Source organism: Algoriphagus pacificus, assembly GCF_017254845.1.
Lineage (GTDB): Bacteria > Bacteroidota > Bacteroidia > Cytophagales > Cyclobacteriaceae > Algoriphagus > Algoriphagus pacificus.
In genome coordinates, this window is the sequence record NZ_JAFKCU010000002.1 from 994,946 (window position 1) to 1,010,163 (window position 15,218).

The 15,218-nt window shown below is 38.5% G+C and carries 15 protein-coding genes; 4 read left to right on the plus strand and 11 right to left on the minus strand.

The window, feature by feature from the left end; all coding sequences use genetic code 11:
- Positions 1–47: 47 nt before the first annotated feature.
- Positions 48–569: a hypothetical protein gene (locus J0A69_RS11030; protein ID WP_206586606.1), complete on the minus strand. Its 522-nt coding sequence runs from the start codon at positions 567–569 to the stop codon at positions 48–50.
- Positions 570–886: 317 nt separating this feature from the next.
- On the opposite strand from J0A69_RS11030, the gene J0A69_RS11035 reads away from it, so the two are divergent.
- Together J0A69_RS11035 and J0A69_RS11040 are read left to right on the plus strand one after the other, a co-directional pair.
- Positions 887–1,741 (plus strand): hydroxymethylglutaryl-CoA lyase, encoded by an 855-nt coding sequence (locus J0A69_RS11035; RefSeq protein WP_206586607.1) that lies wholly within the window; start codon positions 887–889, stop codon positions 1,739–1,741.
- A 1-nt stretch (position 1,742) separates the two neighbouring features.
- On the plus strand, positions 1,743–2,294 hold the full coding sequence (locus tag J0A69_RS11040; protein WP_206586608.1) for a PepSY-associated TM helix domain-containing protein: 552 nt from the start codon (positions 1,743–1,745) through the stop codon (positions 2,292–2,294).
- Here the strand turns inward: J0A69_RS11040 and dprA are convergent.
- The 3 genes from dprA to J0A69_RS11055 all read right to left on the minus strand — a co-directional run bounded on the left by dprA (position 2,291) and on the right by J0A69_RS11055 (position 4,534).
- Complete coding sequence (dprA, locus tag J0A69_RS11045; RefSeq protein WP_206586609.1) at positions 2,291–3,409, minus strand: DNA-processing protein DprA; 1,119 nt, start codon at positions 3,407–3,409, stop codon at positions 2,291–2,293. The genes J0A69_RS11040 and dprA overlap by 4 nt on opposite strands.
- The gene (locus J0A69_RS11050) at positions 3,390–3,743 is read right to left on the minus strand and encodes a MerR family transcriptional regulator (protein WP_206586610.1); all 354 of its coding nucleotides are present in this window, start codon (positions 3,741–3,743) and stop codon (positions 3,390–3,392) included. The genes dprA and J0A69_RS11050 overlap by 20 nt, the downstream gene beginning before the upstream one ends.
- A gap of 86 nt (positions 3,744–3,829) precedes the next feature.
- Positions 3,830–4,534, minus strand: coding sequence for a 16S rRNA (uracil(1498)-N(3))-methyltransferase (locus tag J0A69_RS11055; RefSeq protein WP_206586611.1), 705 nt, complete (start codon positions 4,532–4,534; stop codon positions 3,830–3,832).
- Positions 4,535–4,734: 200 nt separating this feature from the next.
- On the opposite strand from J0A69_RS11055, the gene J0A69_RS11060 reads away from it, so the two are divergent.
- Both J0A69_RS11060 and J0A69_RS11065 read left to right on the plus strand, forming a co-directional pair.
- Positions 4,735–5,073 carry a PadR family transcriptional regulator gene (locus J0A69_RS11060; protein WP_206586612.1) on the plus strand — a complete coding sequence of 113 codons (339 nt, stop codon included), beginning with the start codon at positions 4,735–4,737 and terminating at the stop codon, positions 5,071–5,073.
- Positions 5,066–7,672 carry an FtsX-like permease family protein gene (locus J0A69_RS11065; protein ID WP_206586613.1) on the plus strand — a complete coding sequence of 869 codons (2,607 nt, stop codon included), beginning with the start codon at positions 5,066–5,068 and terminating at the stop codon, positions 7,670–7,672. The genes J0A69_RS11060 and J0A69_RS11065 overlap by 8 nt, the downstream gene beginning before the upstream one ends.
- Positions 7,673–7,816: 144 nt before the next feature.
- Here J0A69_RS11065 and J0A69_RS11070 read toward each other — a convergent pair whose 3' ends face one another.
- The 7 genes from J0A69_RS11070 to J0A69_RS11100 all read right to left on the minus strand — a co-directional run bounded on the left by J0A69_RS11070 (position 7,817) and on the right by J0A69_RS11100 (position 15,202).
- Complete coding sequence (locus J0A69_RS11070) at positions 7,817–9,568, minus strand: DEAD/DEAH box helicase (protein WP_206586614.1); 1,752 nt, start codon at positions 9,566–9,568, stop codon at positions 7,817–7,819.
- Positions 9,569–9,772: 204 nt separating this feature from the next.
- Complete coding sequence (locus J0A69_RS11075; protein ID WP_206586615.1) at positions 9,773–10,567, minus strand: queuosine precursor transporter; 795 nt, start codon at positions 10,565–10,567, stop codon at positions 9,773–9,775.
- A 1-nt stretch (position 10,568) separates the two neighbouring features.
- Complete coding sequence (locus tag J0A69_RS11080) at positions 10,569–11,489, minus strand: ribonuclease Z (protein WP_206586616.1); 921 nt, start codon at positions 11,487–11,489, stop codon at positions 10,569–10,571.
- Entirely contained in the window at positions 11,486–11,866 is a 381-nt protein-coding gene (locus J0A69_RS11085; protein WP_206586617.1) for an STAS domain-containing protein, read from the minus strand. Before J0A69_RS11085 ends, J0A69_RS11080 begins: the two co-directional genes overlap by 4 nt.
- A 15-nt stretch (positions 11,867–11,881) precedes the next feature.
- Positions 11,882–12,820, minus strand: a complete 939-nt coding sequence (locus J0A69_RS11090; protein ID WP_206586618.1) for a phosphoribosylaminoimidazolesuccinocarboxamide synthase — start codon at positions 12,818–12,820, stop codon at positions 11,882–11,884.
- A gap of 63 nt (positions 12,821–12,883) precedes the next feature.
- Positions 12,884–13,966, minus strand: a complete 1,083-nt coding sequence (locus tag J0A69_RS11095) for a toxin-antitoxin system YwqK family antitoxin (RefSeq protein WP_206586619.1) — start codon at positions 13,964–13,966, stop codon at positions 12,884–12,886.
- A 57-nt stretch (positions 13,967–14,023) separates the two neighbouring features.
- Entirely contained in the window at positions 14,024–15,202 is a 1,179-nt protein-coding gene (locus J0A69_RS11100) for an acetyl-CoA C-acyltransferase (protein ID WP_206586941.1), read from the minus strand.
- Between the last annotated feature and the right edge of the window lie 16 nt (positions 15,203–15,218).

Sequence of the window (15,218 nt, forward strand, 5' to 3'; positions counted from 1 at the left end):
ACCCACCAAAATTGGCGGGTTTCTTAGTTTAGAGGGGAATATGGTGATTAATCCTTCTCTAACTCTATTCGAATTTCTTCGAATTTTTCTTTTGATTCTTTGTTTAGCTTTTCAAAGTTTTTTTCTAGCCAAGTAATACTTTCTTGGGTGGTTTCTTCAATATCCTCTAAGGTGTTTTTAGTACCTTTCTCGATATCTTCACTGGTTTTTTCCCACCATAGCTCCACATTTTTCATGTGCATGTCAGCAGTTTCCTCAAAAATCTGTTGTTCGTTTTTACCGTTTTCGACAATCATTTCATATCGATTTTCGATCATTTCGATTTTTTCATCGTCGGCATTCAAGTCTTTATAAATTACTTCTGCTTTGGAATCCAAACTATCATAATGCTCATCGATAACAGTCCAATTATGGACAGGAACAATTTTTACTGCTGTTTCAAGGCTGTCTACATAATTCTCAAGATTTGAGGTTACTTCAATTCTGTCCTGCTCACTATATTCTTTTGTTTCGCAGGCAAAAACCGAGACTAAGGCAGCTCCGATTAATAAAGTTGATTTAGTTTTCATAGTCAATTGTGGTTGGTTTGTACTACAACTGTAACAATGAGCTTACCAAAAAAGAACGCATTTAATCAGAAATGGGGAAATGTAGGCTAATAGGCTTTAATCGCAGATTTTTGCAGGAATAATTAGTTGATAAAATAATCTGACTGATGGATCTCTCTATTTTTAGTAGGAATATTCTCCCCATATTATCCATAAAGTTCACAAAATTAACGAGTTGTATAAAAATGAATTGAGTAGGGGAGATACAGTTTTCTTGATTCTAATGTACTTCAAATAAAAGTGAAGGGATGATTCCTTTTCCTTTTGTAATTTCAGGCATGATAAAGTTGATTGAATGTCCGAGGGATGCAATGCAGGGAATTCCCCATTTTATTGATACTGCCATCAAAGCAGCTTATATCAATCAATTATTGGAAGTGGGATTTGATACGATAGATTTTGGGAGTTTTGTAAGTCCAAAAGCAATCCCACAGATGAGAGATACGGAAGAAGTTTTGAGTTTACTGGATCTCCATCATTCCAAATCAAAACTATTAGCGATTGTAGCTAATCGAAGAGGGTCGGAGGATGCCTGCCTTTTTCCGGAAATTGATTATTTGGGTTTTCCGCTTTCAGTATCTGAGACTTTTCAGCAAAGAAATACCAATAAGTCGATCGCAGAAGCATTTGAGCTTGTTGAGGAAATACAAAATCTCTGTGAAGTAAAGGGTAAGACATTGGTTACATACCTCAGCATGGGATTTGGAAATCCTTATGGAGATCCTTATTCACCGGAAATGATTGCTGAATTTGTAGAAAAGCTCAAAGAATTAGGAATTAAAATCATCTCACTTTCAGATACCATTGGAGTTGCAACTCCAGAATTGATTACCGAGTTATTTCAGGTTCAAACCAATTCATTTCCAGAGTTAGAGTTTGGAGCTCATTTGCATAGTACGATTGACACTATTTCTGAGAAAGTAGCAGCAGCAATCAAAGGAGGCTGTAACAGATTCGATGGTGCATTAAAGGGTTTTGGGGGTTGTCCAATGGCTAAAAATGAACTTGTTGGAAACATGGCAACTGAGGTAATGATTGATACACTAGAAAAATCAGGTTATGAATTGGGATTGAATAAAAGAGAATTGAATGAAGCTATGAAACTTACCAATTTCGTATTTTTAGAAAGTTGAAATGAAAAATCCTGTTCAATCAAAAGTCAAAGCTTTAAGGCTCTATCGGATTTTTCACCGCTGGCTGGGAATTCCACTGATCCTGTTTTTTTTCATTATTGGGATTACATCAATTCTATTGGCTTGGAAAAAGAAAGTTGAGCTTTTGCCTCCAACTTCTAAATCTCAGTCTGAATCAAAGGAACAATGGATCTTGCCATCTGAAATGATCCAAGTTGCACAGCATGCCATGGATAGTCTAGGGGAATCAAATGAAGTGGATAGAATAGATATAAGACCAGATAAAGGAATTGCGAAGGTTACCTTTAAAACTCATTTCTCGGAAGTTCAAGTAGATGGCTTTAGCGGTAAAATCCTTTCTATTGACACTCGCCATTCTGATTGGATTGAAAAGGTACACGATGGAAGCATCATTGATTTTTATGTTGATTCTGATGAGACTTCTAAACTTATATATTCATCCTTGACATCCATCGGATTGATTTTGATGAGTATCAGCGGTTTCTATTTATGGTATTTTCCCAAAAAAATCAGGAAGCTCAAGCAATCCTAAGTCAGCAAAGTATATTTTTTCCCAGGAAGTGATTTTACTATTCCTTCGAATTCTAATGATAGTAATTTAGAGGAAAGCAATCCTAAGGGAATGTCAGTTTGAATGGAAATTTGGTCGATTTCTGCCGTTCCTTTCTCAATTAGCAATTGCAAAATTTTTACCTCTTCTGCTTCCCTATTCGATAAATCCAAAGTAGGTTTCTTGATTTTAACCTCACCCGGTTTGCTCCAAAACAAAGCTTCTGCTATGTCATTTGGTCCCGTATAAATGGATGCTTTCATTCGTTTGATCAATTGATTGCACCCTTCACTATATGGTGATTGTAAATTTCCAGGCACTGCAAAAACTTCTTTGTCATAGGAGAAGGCAATTTCAGCTGTGATCAAAGCGCCACCTTTTTCAGCGGCCTCTACTACTATCAAAGCATCTGATAATGCTGCAATAATCCGGTTTCTAGCAGGAAAATTACCTGGAGTCATGCTTGATCCTGGCGCATATTCACTGATTATTGCTCCGTTTGGAAGCATCGCTTCAGCAGTTTTCTTATGGGCAGACGGATAGATTTGACCAATAGGCGAACCCATGATTGCAAGTGTGGGAAGATTTGCTTGGAGTGCAGCTCGATGTGCTTCGATGTCGATGCCATAAGCTAAACCAGAGATGATTGTGGGTTGGTAAATGGCTAAATCCTCAATGATTTTGCGGGTGGCTGCCTTACCGTATGAAGTAGCACTTCTAGTCCCTACAATTCCCACCGTTCTTTCCATTGTGAAATCCGGATTTCCTTGGTAGAAAAGTAGAGCAGGGCTATCTTCTTGAGCTTTTAATCTGCTGGGAAAATTAGGATGAATAGAACTTGTGATTTTATAGCCTTTAGCATCACATAATTCTATCAGTTCATCGGCCTTTCTCAGCAAAGAATCTTTTTGATTTCTTAGCGCTAATAGTTTTTCTCCGACTTTTGGGGTTTTAGCTGCTTTTCCTTTCGGTAGTTCAAAAAATCTTTGGGCTGATCCCGTGTAAGCAATAATAGCTTTGAAAATACCTGGTCCAATTTTAGGAGCCGACCAGAGAGCCACAAAATATCTTAGCTCCTCATGTGTTGGATTTTGCATTGAATTCTTCCCGGATATTGATTAAAAAATCTTTGATCTGCTGAAGTTTCTGAACCGCAGCAACTTTGTCAAAACCTTGTTCTTTTCCGGATTTAATTACATCCTGTGCACCTTGAAGAGTGTATCCTTTTTCTTTGACGAGATGGTAGATGTAGCGAATCTTTTCTATGTCATCTTTTACATAGCGACGATTTCCCTTCTTATCTTTTTTGGGATGAATGATATCAAATTCTCCCTCCCAATAGCGGATTAAAGATGGAGCAACCTTAAACATTTGTGCTACTTCCCCAATGGAATAGTATTTTTTCTCTATTTCTCGTTCTTTGTACGGCACTTTTAAAAATGGTTTAACACTAAATTAATCAATTTGGTAAACAATAAATCAGCTTCTAAGGAAGGTTTAGAAAAAAAACGGAAAATTTAGCGATTTAGTACCTGAAGCATCTGAACAGCTGCAAGACCAGCAGTTTCGGTTCTCAATCTACTCTTTCCAAGGGATACTGGTTTAAAGCCTTTTGAAAGTGCAAGCTCTATTTCCTTAGGATCAAAATCCCCTTCAGGACCGATGAGAATCAGATAATTACCTTTTGGTTTTGCTAAATCTATTAAATGATGATCATGATTTTCATCTACGTAAGCGATGTATTTTTGAAAATCACCAAATACTGGATTGTCTATTAATTCTTTAAAATCAATGGTTTGGTTGATTTTAGGAGTATGAAATTTCAAACTTTGCTTGCAAGCCGAAATCATCTTTTTTTGAAGTCTCTCAGTTTTAAGAAAACTTCTTTCAGAATTTATGGTAGATAGCAAAGTCAATTCATGAAAACCGATTTCGGTTATCTTTTCAATCATCCATTCCATTCGATCAGGACTTTTGGTAGGCGCAATAGCCAGATGAATGTGAAAATCATCTGCTGGAATGCGTTCGCTTGAGATCACCTGGAGTACTGATTTTTTAGGATTGGCATCAGTCAGCCTGCATTCATACAGATTCCCTTCTCCATCAGTAATATGGACGAGATCTCCCTCTGACTTTCTTAGAACCCGAGTTAGATGCTTGGATTCTTCTGGTTCCAGATTGATAGTTGGAGGAATTATACCTTGTTGAAAAAAGAGCTGCATGAGATGCCAAAATTAAAATTTATTCTTTGAGAAAGAACCTAATCTTTCAAAGTTAATCCGATATCAGACCGGTTTTAGGAGATCATGATGTTAATGTAAAAAAGCAAGAAGATTGAATTGAAGAAAAATATTTTCAAATATAATTTACAAATGTGAATGAAATCAATTAGATTCATATTTGTAAATATAATATTTGTGATATGAAAGGATATCATTTAGGCGAGTTGGAAGAGCTGGTTTTATTGATTGTTGGGATTTTGGATCAGGAAGCTTACGGTGTTTCGGTAGCAGAGGAGATCAAAAATCAAATTGGAAGGAAAGTCAATATTAGCGCGATCCATACGGTTTTAAACCGGCTAGAAGAAAAGGGTTTTGTCAAATCTCATATGGGTGGAGCTACAGAAGAAAGAGGGGGTAGAAGAAAGCGTTTGTTTAGTCTTTCGGCAAGTGGTAGAGCTGCTATCAATGAAGTGAAACTGGTCAGAAACCGATTATATGATCAATTGCCACCATTAGCACTGGATTTTTCAAATGGATAAGAAACGCAACTATTATCCGCCCAGACTAGCCGATCGATTTTTGGAGTTTTATTGCCTACCAGAGCGATTGGAGCAGATCCAAGGTGATGCCTACGAGATATTTTACATGGATTTGGAAGAAAGAGGATTGGCCTATGCTCGATTTAGGTTCATTTTCCATGTGTTTAGTTTTTTCAAATGGAGCAATATCGGGTTCAGCAAATTCATGCATTTAAAAAATAATAACGGGGTTATGATTAGAAGTTATTTTAAAATCGGTTGGAGAAATATTCTGAAGCAAAAAGGCACAACCTTTATTTCAGTTTTTGGACTATCATGTGCAGTAGGATGTTGCATTGTTGCTTATTTATTCATAGCAAACATCTGGTTTAAGGGATTAAATCAACCCAATAAAGATGAAATCTATCAGTTAGTTTATACCACCGAAGAGGTAGAGGGGCCAGTAACGTATGGAACTGTGGCAGAACCTGTTGCCGAATTGATTCCTGATAATCTGAACAAAGTAAAGAATCATACAAAGGTTTTGATGGAATTCCCCTTGTTGATCCAAGATAATGAGAGTTATTATGAACGCTCACTTTATGTGGAACCTTCCTATATGGAAATGTTTCAGTACCGGATGGAATTCGGATATCCGGGTGCTTTGAGGGAGACAGATCAAGTCATTTTAACCCATCAACTATCAGAAAAGCTATTTGGAGACATAAATCCTATAGGTCAGGAACTGTCCTTAGTAATCAATGGGGAAGAAAAACTCTACAAAGTCGGAGGGGTTTTACAGGATTTGAAAGACATGGACATGTTCAATTTTGAGCTTCTTGTCAATATTGAGTCTCATCCATATAGAACCACAGATATCCCTTTAAAAGATGCTTGGAGTAATGAGTTGTGGACATTCATCCAGGTAGGAGAAGGGGCTGAAATTGATCAACTAGAGTCGGAATTGGATGTATTTACTCAAATCCAAAACGAGATCAATCCAGATAAGCCATATACCAAAATGGGTCTGATTGCTTACTCGGATATTATTTATAATGTAGGCAAAATTGAAAGAGGAGTAAGGGACTTTTTAGGAATCGGTCCACAGATTCTTTTAGGTACCATTGGGCTCTTTATTCTTCTTTTGGCGGTTTTCAATTATATCAATTTATCGGTATTGATGGCTTCAAAAAGATTAAAAGAGATAGGTGTGCGAAAAGTAATTGGAAGTAAAAGAAGTCAATTGGTTTTCCAGTTTCTAAGTGAAAACCTCTTGGTCTGCTTTTTTGCAATTTTTCTGGGATGCCTTCTAGCTGGTTTTATTTTTCTTCCTGGCTTTAATGACATAGCCTCTAAAAACCTTCAAATCGATTTATTCAGGGATAAAAAGATCTGGATCTTTTTAGGTGCGATGCTATTAATAGTCACTTTGATTACCGGCTTGTATCCAGCTACTTATCTATCCTCATTTAAGCCAATAAGGATACTGAAAGGAAATCAAAAAATTGGAAGCAAAAGTGTTTTTACAAGTGTGTTGTTATCCTTTCAATTTATCCTAGCAATCATCAGTATGGTAGCAGCAATTGCTTTTGTACAGACAAATCACATCAATTCCAACAGAGATTGGGGGTACAGTTCAGCAGATAAGATCATTGTTAATGTTCCGGATTCTAAGGATTATGTTCCCTTAAGAAATAAGCTTTCAGCTCTTTCCTCTGTGATAGAAGTAAGCGGTAGTCAGGACTATGTGGGAAATTGGATAGGAGAAAAGGAAGTGGAAATGGGAGACGAGAAGTACAGTATCAACTTCTTGAGCGCAGAGTCTAATTATCCTGAATTACTTGATTTGGAATTGAGAGAAGGGAGAATGTTTAATCCCGACTTGATTACGGATACACAGGAGTCATTATTGGTGAATCAAACTTTTCTTGACCAGTTTGGTTTGGAATTTCCACTTGACCAAACAGTAACAATTGATAGCGCTGATTACCATGTTATCGGAGTGGTGGAGGATTTTCATACGACATTTTTCAAAAATGCCATAGAACCAATGGCGATCCGCGCTTCTTCTGATTCGGTATTTAATTACTTGACTTTGAAAATGAATCCCGGTTCGGCTGAAAGTTCCATGGAGACAGTCAAAAAAATATGGCATGAAACTGTGCAACTAGGACTATTTGAAGGAAAGTTGCAGACGGAAGTGTTTGAAAATGAAATCGCAGATGTGAATGGGGTTTCAAAGTTAATTTCGTTTTCGGCAACCCTTTCTGTTATCCTGGCGCTTTTGGGCCTTTTCGGCTTAGTGTCCTTGAATATGACTGCTCACATCAAAGATTATTGTATAAGAAAAGTCTTTGGAGCAAACATAGAGGACCTATCTAAAAAATTATTGAAGAGGTATGTGATTATCTGGGGGATAGCTGCTGTGATTGGAAGTGTTTTCTCGGTCTTCTTCATTTCGTCCTTCCTAGACAGCTTTTTTGCTTTCCATTCTGGAGTAGGAATCATACCTCTAGGTTTCGCTTTATTTATTTTATTAGCAGTGGTCATGACTACTGTTGCTTCGCAAATTTGGAAAGTGATCAAAGCAAATCCAGCGGTGATTCTTAAATCTGAGTAGGGTTAGTTTAAAAAATCTTTGAAGAAGTATTTTATAAGAGTTCAAGGTTAAATACTTGGACTCTTTTTGTTTTGGGTAAGGACATAAAAAAAGCACATTTCAAAGATGAAATGTGCTTTAAACCAAATTAACCTTATAACCAATTTATCCTTTAGATATTTCCATGTTAACATTTTTCCCTTTGATGGTATTGTTCTTCATGACTTTGATCACGTGATCTGCGTCTTTCTGAGGAACATCCACAAATGAGAAGTTGTCATAGATATCGATTCCTCCGATAGATCTACCAGGAACGCCTGCTTCTCCAGCAATTGCACCAACGATATCATTTGGACGGATTCTATCTCTTTTGCCAAGGTTGATAAACAATCTTGCCATGTTGGCTTCACGAACTCTTTCTGGTCTTCTGCCTCCGTCTCTTTCACGTCCTCCATCTCTTCCGCCTTCGCGTCTTCCGCCTTTTTCGCCACGGCCGAATCGGTCACTTCCACGGCTTTCACCACGACCGAATCTTTCTCTTCCACCTTCACGTCCACCTTCTCTTCTTCTGTCCCCATAAGATTCCAAGCTGAAATCCTTGTCTCTCATTTCTTTGACAGCATCTCCCATATGAAGTTTCATCAAACCAAGTGCAATCTGTTCGATAGAAAGTCCTTCAGTCAATAATTGACCAACTGTTTCTTCATAAATCTGATTGTCTTCCTCTTTGCTTAAAACTCTATGAACATCTTTCACAAATTGAGCTTTCTTCAACTCAATCAATTCAGACACAGATGGAGGAGTCATCTTGTTGATGGTAGCTTTGGTAAATCTTTCTAAATCACGGATTTTACCAAGATCTCTTCTTCCAGTAACAAAGTTGATAGCGATTCCTGACTTACCTGCACGTCCGGTTCTACCGATTCTATGTACATAAGATTCATCGTCAAGCGGAAGGTCGTAGTTGAATACTGCTTCTACATTATCAACATCAATACCTCTAGCTGCCACATCTGTAGCAACCAATACTGTACAAAGTCCCTTACGGAATTTGTTCATTACTTTATCTCTTTGAGCCTGAGAAAGATCTCCGTGAAGAGCCTCTGCTAGGATTCCTTTAGAACCCAAAGATTCAGTGGCTTCATCTGTCATCCTTTTGGTGTTACAGAATACCACGCTCAAAGCATAGTTATTAACTGTCATCAGTCTAGCCATCAATTCAAGTTTCAAGGAAGGCTTAACTTCATAAAACACCTGCTCGATGCTGTCAACAGTCAATTCTTTTTTAGCAACCTTGATGATTTCAGGATTGTTCTGATATTTCCTTGTAAGATCCAAGATTGGTTTTGCCATTGTTGCGGAGAAGAAAACTGTCTGTCTTTCTTCTGGCATTTCCTGCAAAATTGCTTCGATATCATCTCTGAAGCCCATATCTAGCATTTCATCAGCCTCATCTAATACGATGATACCTGCGCCATCTAGTTTCAAAGTTCCTCTGTTGATGTGATCTTGAACTCTACCTGGTGTACCCACTACAATCTGAACACCTCTTCTAAGGGTTCTGATTTGCTTGTCTATGGATTCGCCACCGTAGATCGCTACAGAATTGATTTTTCTGTGGAACTTGGCTAGTTTTTGAATTTCACCTTCTACTTGAACTGCTAGTTCACGAGTAGGGCAAAGGATGATAGCTTGTGGTTGATTTAGATCTGGATCGACCAAATCAATGATTGGAATCGCAAATGCTGCAGTCTTTCCAGTACCGGTCTGAGCCTGTCCGATGACATCTCTACCTTGCAATACGAAAGGAATAGCTTGTGATTGAATCTGGGAAGGTTGGGTATAGCCCATCTCTTCCACTGACTTAAGAATTTCCGCAGAAATTCCCAAGTCGGAGAACTTGAGTGTATTTTCCATGATGTGTCCTTACTTTTCTTGCCATGTACTCCTAGTGATTATCCCAGACAAGCGACAGTAAGGATTTCACGGCTCAGAAAAATTGTTATTTGTCTTATTGACGGTGCAAAAGTAAAATAAAATATTTTGAAATCAAACTTATTTTCAAAAGTTTCTTAAACTACTGCCTAAAATATGGGGTTTCAGAAGAAAAATATTTGGTTTTTAGATAAATGACTTGTCTTTCGACGCCTCAGTAATCATTTCTTCTGCTAATTCTTTGCCCAAATATTTGTCAATCATACCATGCGCAACATATAAAAGTGGGGTCAAAACCAAAGCCACGGTAAACTTATAGATGTAATTCATGATGCCAACGGCAATAACTTGGCTGATGCTCCAGTTGCCAAAAAGGTAAAAAGCGATACCTAAAACGACAAAAGAATCTATGAACTGGGAAACAAATGTTGATCCGGTAGCCCGAAGCCAAATCATTTTTTCTCCCGTGACTGCTCTAAGCTTTTGGAAGACATATACATCTATCAATTGCCCTAAAAGGAATGCAGTCAAAGAACCGATGATGATTCCTCCTCCTTGACGGAAAATTGTATTGAAGGCGTAATTGATATCAAAGCCATTGCCTGTTGGGGTTTCGGAATTGACATCCAGCCAAAAATCTGCAGGCACCAAATTGGTGACCACACTGATGACCAGAAATACATAAGCAATGAGTCCGGCAGTCAGAAAACTTATTTTACGGACGCCTTTTTTTCCAAAATATTCATTGATAATATCTGTTGTAATGAACACAACAGGCCAGATTATAGCTCCTGCTGTCAGATTAAAATCCAGAACAAATTCTCCAAAGAATACCCAGTTTACCGGTTCAAATCCTAGTGTTTTTTCACCAGAAAAAATCTTAACACCAATGATTTCTGCCAGTATTGCATTGGTCAGAAATATCCCAGCTAAAATAAGGAAGAGGTTTGTTTTACGAGAGCTTTGGCTTTTGTTCAGCATCTTAGTCGATAGGATAGGTGGTACCTTCTTCGCTGAGGATACTAGCAGGAAATATCTCTGTCGCCTCAGATAGCATTAGATCAAGTTCCTTGTATCGGGAAGAAAAGTGTCCTAATAATAAGCGCTTTGCACCGGAAATGGAAGCTATTTCTGCTGCCTGAGCTGCGGTACTATGGAAAGTTTCGGCAGCTCGAGGTCCATCTGCATTCATAAACGTAGATTCATGGTATAGCAAATCAACGCCAGCCAGGTATTTTGCTAAGCTAGGGTCATAGATCGTATCAGAACAAAAGGCATACTTTCTAAGTGGATGAAGAGGGAAAGCATACTCACTGACCCTTACTATTTTTCCGTCTTTTTCCTTAAAATCAACTCCAGACCTAATGGAGTGAATTGCTTCCAATGAAATAGGGTTCTTTTGAAGTTTTTCTTTGATCAAATTCCTTAAACTCGCTTTCTCTTCTATCAAAAAACCCGTGGTCGGCAATCGATGCTTTAAAGGAAAACTTGAAACTTTGAATTTAGGATCCTCAAAAATGACTTGAAATCCATTTGGATCTGTTTGTACAAAAGTGAGAGTGTAAGAAAGTTTTGTGTTGCTCCAACGGAAATTTGTGGTGATGATTTCATCTAATCCTTGCGGGCCAAAAATTGTCAGAGGCTTTTTCCTCTTTGCAAGATTATAGGAAGAGAGCAAGCCTACTAAGCCTAAATAATGATCGCCATGAAGATGGCTTATAAAAATATTGGAGATTCGGGAAGCTTTGATTTTAAATTTTCTCAGCTGAATCTGAGTTCCCTCTCCGCAGTCCAGGAGCAAAAGCTCCTGGCCAAAACGGATAACTTGTGAGGTATGGTTTCTTCCATGAACTGGTATGGAAGAGGTATTTCCTAAAATGGTGACTTCAAAGTCTGAGATCAATCCTCCTCCTCTTCTTCTTCGCCACTTTCAATTTCATACATAAAGATCGCTTCACCAGCTTCCTCCAATGTACTTACCAAGTTTAGCTTTTTATCCAACATGGAGATTTTCAAAAGCTTCATTACATGATCTTGAACGCCTGAAATCACAAAGATTCCGCCGTTTCTACTGAATTCTCTATCACCAACTAGGAGTGCACTTAGACCACTGGAATCTACGTACTTAACCTGGCTCAAATCCAACACCATGTGAGGGTAACCTTCTGCATGGATAGTAAGGATTTCAGATTTCAAAGCTGGGGCAAGAAGCGAGTCTAATTTTTCCTCCATCGGGGAAAAGACTACATATTGTTCTTTTTTATCAATTGAGTATTTCATAACAGTTATATGAGGTTAGCCCAAATGGGCAAGTATTGCATTTTCAATTCGATTAGCAATTTGAGAAGTTTCTGCTTTCTTAAATTGTTCACCGGTAATTTTTTCGAAGAGCTCAATATAGCGATCAGAGATGCTTTCTACAATTTCGTCAGTCATTTCAGGAACAGTTTGTCCGTCTTTTCCCTGGAAACCATTTGCAATCAGCCATTGTCTGACAAACTCCTTCGAAAGTTGTTTTTGAGGAAGCCCCTTGTCCTGATTTTCTTCATATCCATCTGCATAGAAATAACGTGAAGAATCAGGTGTATGGATTTCGTCTATCAAGAGAATTTCGTCTCCAAACTTACCAAATTCATATTTGGTATCCACGAGTATCAATCCCATTTCGGAAGCCATTTCCTGACCTCTTTTGAATAGGGTACGAGTATATTTTTCTAAAACCGCGTAATCTTCCGGGCTGACAATTCCTTGGGAAAGGATTGCCTCTTTAGAAATATCTTCGTCATGTCCTTCAGAAGCTTTGGTAGTAGGGGTAATGATAGGCTCAGGGAAAGGATCGTTTTCACGCATGTTTTCAGGCATTTCAACTCCGCAAAGCATTCTCTTGCCTAATTTGTATTCTCTTGCCGCATGCCCAGCCATATAGCCTCTGATGACCATTTCAACCTTAAATGGTTCACACTTTTTGCCAATGGTCACATTAGGATCAGGAGTAGCAGTGACCCAATTTGGTACAATATCAGATGTTGCAGAAAGGAATTTTGCTGCAATTTGATTTAACACTTGTCCTTTGTATGGGATAGGCTTGGGTAAAACCACATCAAATGCGGAAATTCTATCTGAAGCAACTACGACCAGTTCTTTCTCGAAAATATATACATCCCTTACTTTTCCTTTGTAAAACCCGACTTGACCGGGGAATTGGAATTGAGTTTCTTTTATCGCGTTGCTCATACTAATTCAGTTTTGGCAAAAATAGAAAAAGCTTTGCCTTTCTGCCCTCCACATTTCTAATATTTATAATTTTTGAAATCTTTTTTCAATGGTTTCGACTCGGATCAGATTTCCTTGCTCATCATAAAACTCATGTTTGCCAGATAACTCGCCTTTATTGTAGCGTCGAATTTCTTCAATAGAGCCATCTTCCCGAAAAATTTTGGTTTCTCCTTCCAGCCTACCATTTACATAATGGAGCACAAAATTCACTTGGCCATTTTCGAAGTAGGTAGTTTCATCCACTGCATTTCCCTGGTCATCAAAAGTTCTCTGGACCTTCAATTTTCCAGATTTGTAATATTCTTCGTAAGGAATAACTGCGACACCTTTTTTGAACTCACCTTTTTCCTTCAATTCTCCTGTTTCGTAGAATTCTTTTAGCTCACCCTCTACCAAATCTTTTTTATAGGTACTTCTCAACAATGGTTGGCCGCTTGGATAGTTTCTTTCATAAAGACCATGCAATTCACCTTTCTTGAATTCCCGAATAGCCTCGATTTCTCCATTTGGAAAATAAACAGTTTCTCTACCTTCTAAATCTCCCTCCACATAATTAGCGATAATATGGGGAGATCCATCTTCGTAAAACTCTTCATATGAGCCATCTAAGGTTCCTTCTGTGTAGTTGATTTTTGAAGCTAAAATTCCGTCTTCAAAATATTTTTCACTTAAACCATGAGGTTTATTGTTCTTAAAAACTGTTCTGTCTTGAAGTTGACCATTCTCCCAATAGGTCAAAACCAATCCCTGGATTTGATTGGATTCATAGGTCAGTTCCTGGCGAACTTGACCATTCGGGTAAAAGCTTTTACTCGGACCGGTTCTATCATTATCGACAAACTGGGTGATGCGCGTAGTATCTCCGGTAAAAGGGTTTAAATCATAAAAAAAGCCATCTCTTTTATCGTCTTTCAAATTTCCAATCTGGATTAGATTTCCATCCTCGTCAAATCGACGAACTTGCCCTTGAGCAAGTCCATTTACTTTCACGAAAACTTCTTTCAAAACGGGAAACTCTCCACCATAATAGGTCCGAACAGTGTCTTGGCCTTGGACAGAGCCAAACGAAAGAAGGGAAACTATCAGGAGAAAATAAACTTTCATTTTTGGATAAAAAGAAACCGCAAGACAAAATGTCTTGCGGAATATAAGGATTTGAGATTAAAGTTTTTCGATGACAATCGCGGATGCACCGCCACCACCGTTACAGATTCCAGCGACGCCGATCTGTGCATCTTTTTGGTGAAGGACTGAATTAAGCGTGCTAATAATCCTAGCTCCGGAAGCACCTAGCGGATGCCCCAAGGATACGGCTCCTCCAAATACATTGATTTTATCATTGTCTAGATTCAATTCTTTTTGATTGGCTAGAGCTACTGCTGAAAACGCCTCGTTGATCTCATAGAAATCAATGTCTTCTGTGCTCAAACCAGCATGTTTGATAGCTTTTGGGATGGCTAGAGCAGGAGCTGTTGTGAACCAAAGTGGATCAGTTGCAGCATCTGCAAAGCCTCTGATTTTCGCGAGTGGTTTCAAACCTAACTCTTCTGCTTTTTCCTTACTTACTAGAACTAAGGCAGAAGCACCATCATTCATGGTAGAAGCATTGGCAGCGGTTACAGTTCCTTCCTTGTCAAAAACTGGTCGAAGTGATGGAATTTTGTCGAACATGACATTCTTATACTCCTCATCTTCATCGATTAGGATAGTTTCTCCTTTTCTTCCCTTCATTTCGACAGGGACCACCTCATCTTTGAAATATCCTTTGGCCCAGGCGTCTGCTGATCTTTGATATGATTGGATCGCGTAGGCATCTTGAGCTTCTCGGCTGATGTTCATTTCCTTGGCGGTGTTATCAGCACAATTACCCATTGGGAATTTATAGTAAACCTCAAAAAGTCCATCTTTCACCAGGCCATCCACGAATTCAGCATTACCATATTTATAGCCAAATCTAGCTTTTGGAACATAGAAAGGCACGTTTGACATGCTTTCCATTCCACCTGCCACTACTACATCATTGATGCCTAGCATAATGGATTGTGCTCCGAACATAACGGCTTTCATTCCAGATGCACATACTTTATTTACTGTAGTACAAGGCACTTGATAACCAATTCCTGCTCCAATTGCTGCTTGTCGCGCTGGAGCTTGGCCAAGATTTGCAGAAATTACATTTCCCATGAAAACTTCCTGTACCTCTTCGGCTTTAACGCCACTTTTGGTTAAGGCTCCTTTGATGGCTGTACTTCCTAATTCTACTGCTGTCAATCCAGCTAATTTTCCTCCGAAACTTCCTAGGGGAGTTCTTACAGCTGAAACGATATATACTTCTTTGATCATGTTTATTTGGGTT

Excerpts from the sequence above, each read along its gene's own strand:
- J0A69_RS11070 (WP_206586614.1), bottom strand. The coding sequence starts at position 9,568 with ATGGAAAATACACTCAAGTTCTCCGACTTGGGAATTTCTGCGGAAATT.
- dprA (WP_206586609.1), bottom strand. The coding sequence starts at position 3,409 with ATGCAAAATCCAACACATGAGGAGCTAAGATATTTTGTGGCTCTCTGG.
- J0A69_RS11095 (WP_206586619.1), bottom strand. The coding sequence starts at position 13,966 with ATGAAAGTTTATTTTCTCCTGATAGTTTCCCTTCTTTCGTTTGGCTCT.
- J0A69_RS11065 (WP_206586613.1), top strand. The coding sequence starts at position 5,066 with ATGGATAAGAAACGCAACTATTATCCGCCCAGACTAGCCGATCGATTT.
- J0A69_RS11055 (WP_206586611.1), bottom strand. The coding sequence starts at position 4,534 with ATGCAGCTCTTTTTTCAACAAGGTATAATTCCTCCAACTATCAATCTG.
- J0A69_RS11040 (WP_206586608.1), top strand. The coding sequence starts at position 1,743 with ATGAAAAATCCTGTTCAATCAAAAGTCAAAGCTTTAAGGCTCTATCGG.
- J0A69_RS11090 (WP_206586618.1), bottom strand. The coding sequence starts at position 12,820 with ATGAGCAACGCGATAAAAGAAACTCAATTCCAATTCCCCGGTCAAGTC.
- J0A69_RS11085 (WP_206586617.1), bottom strand. The coding sequence starts at position 11,866 with ATGAAATACTCAATTGATAAAAAAGAACAATATGTAGTCTTTTCCCCG.
- J0A69_RS11060 (WP_206586612.1), top strand. The coding sequence starts at position 4,735 with ATGAAAGGATATCATTTAGGCGAGTTGGAAGAGCTGGTTTTATTGATT.
- J0A69_RS11075 (WP_206586615.1), bottom strand. The coding sequence starts at position 10,567 with ATGCTGAACAAAAGCCAAAGCTCTCGTAAAACAAACCTCTTCCTTATT.
- J0A69_RS11035 (WP_206586607.1), top strand. The coding sequence starts at position 887 with ATGATAAAGTTGATTGAATGTCCGAGGGATGCAATGCAGGGAATTCCC.
- J0A69_RS11030 (WP_206586606.1), bottom strand. The coding sequence starts at position 569 with ATGAAAACTAAATCAACTTTATTAATCGGAGCTGCCTTAGTCTCGGTT.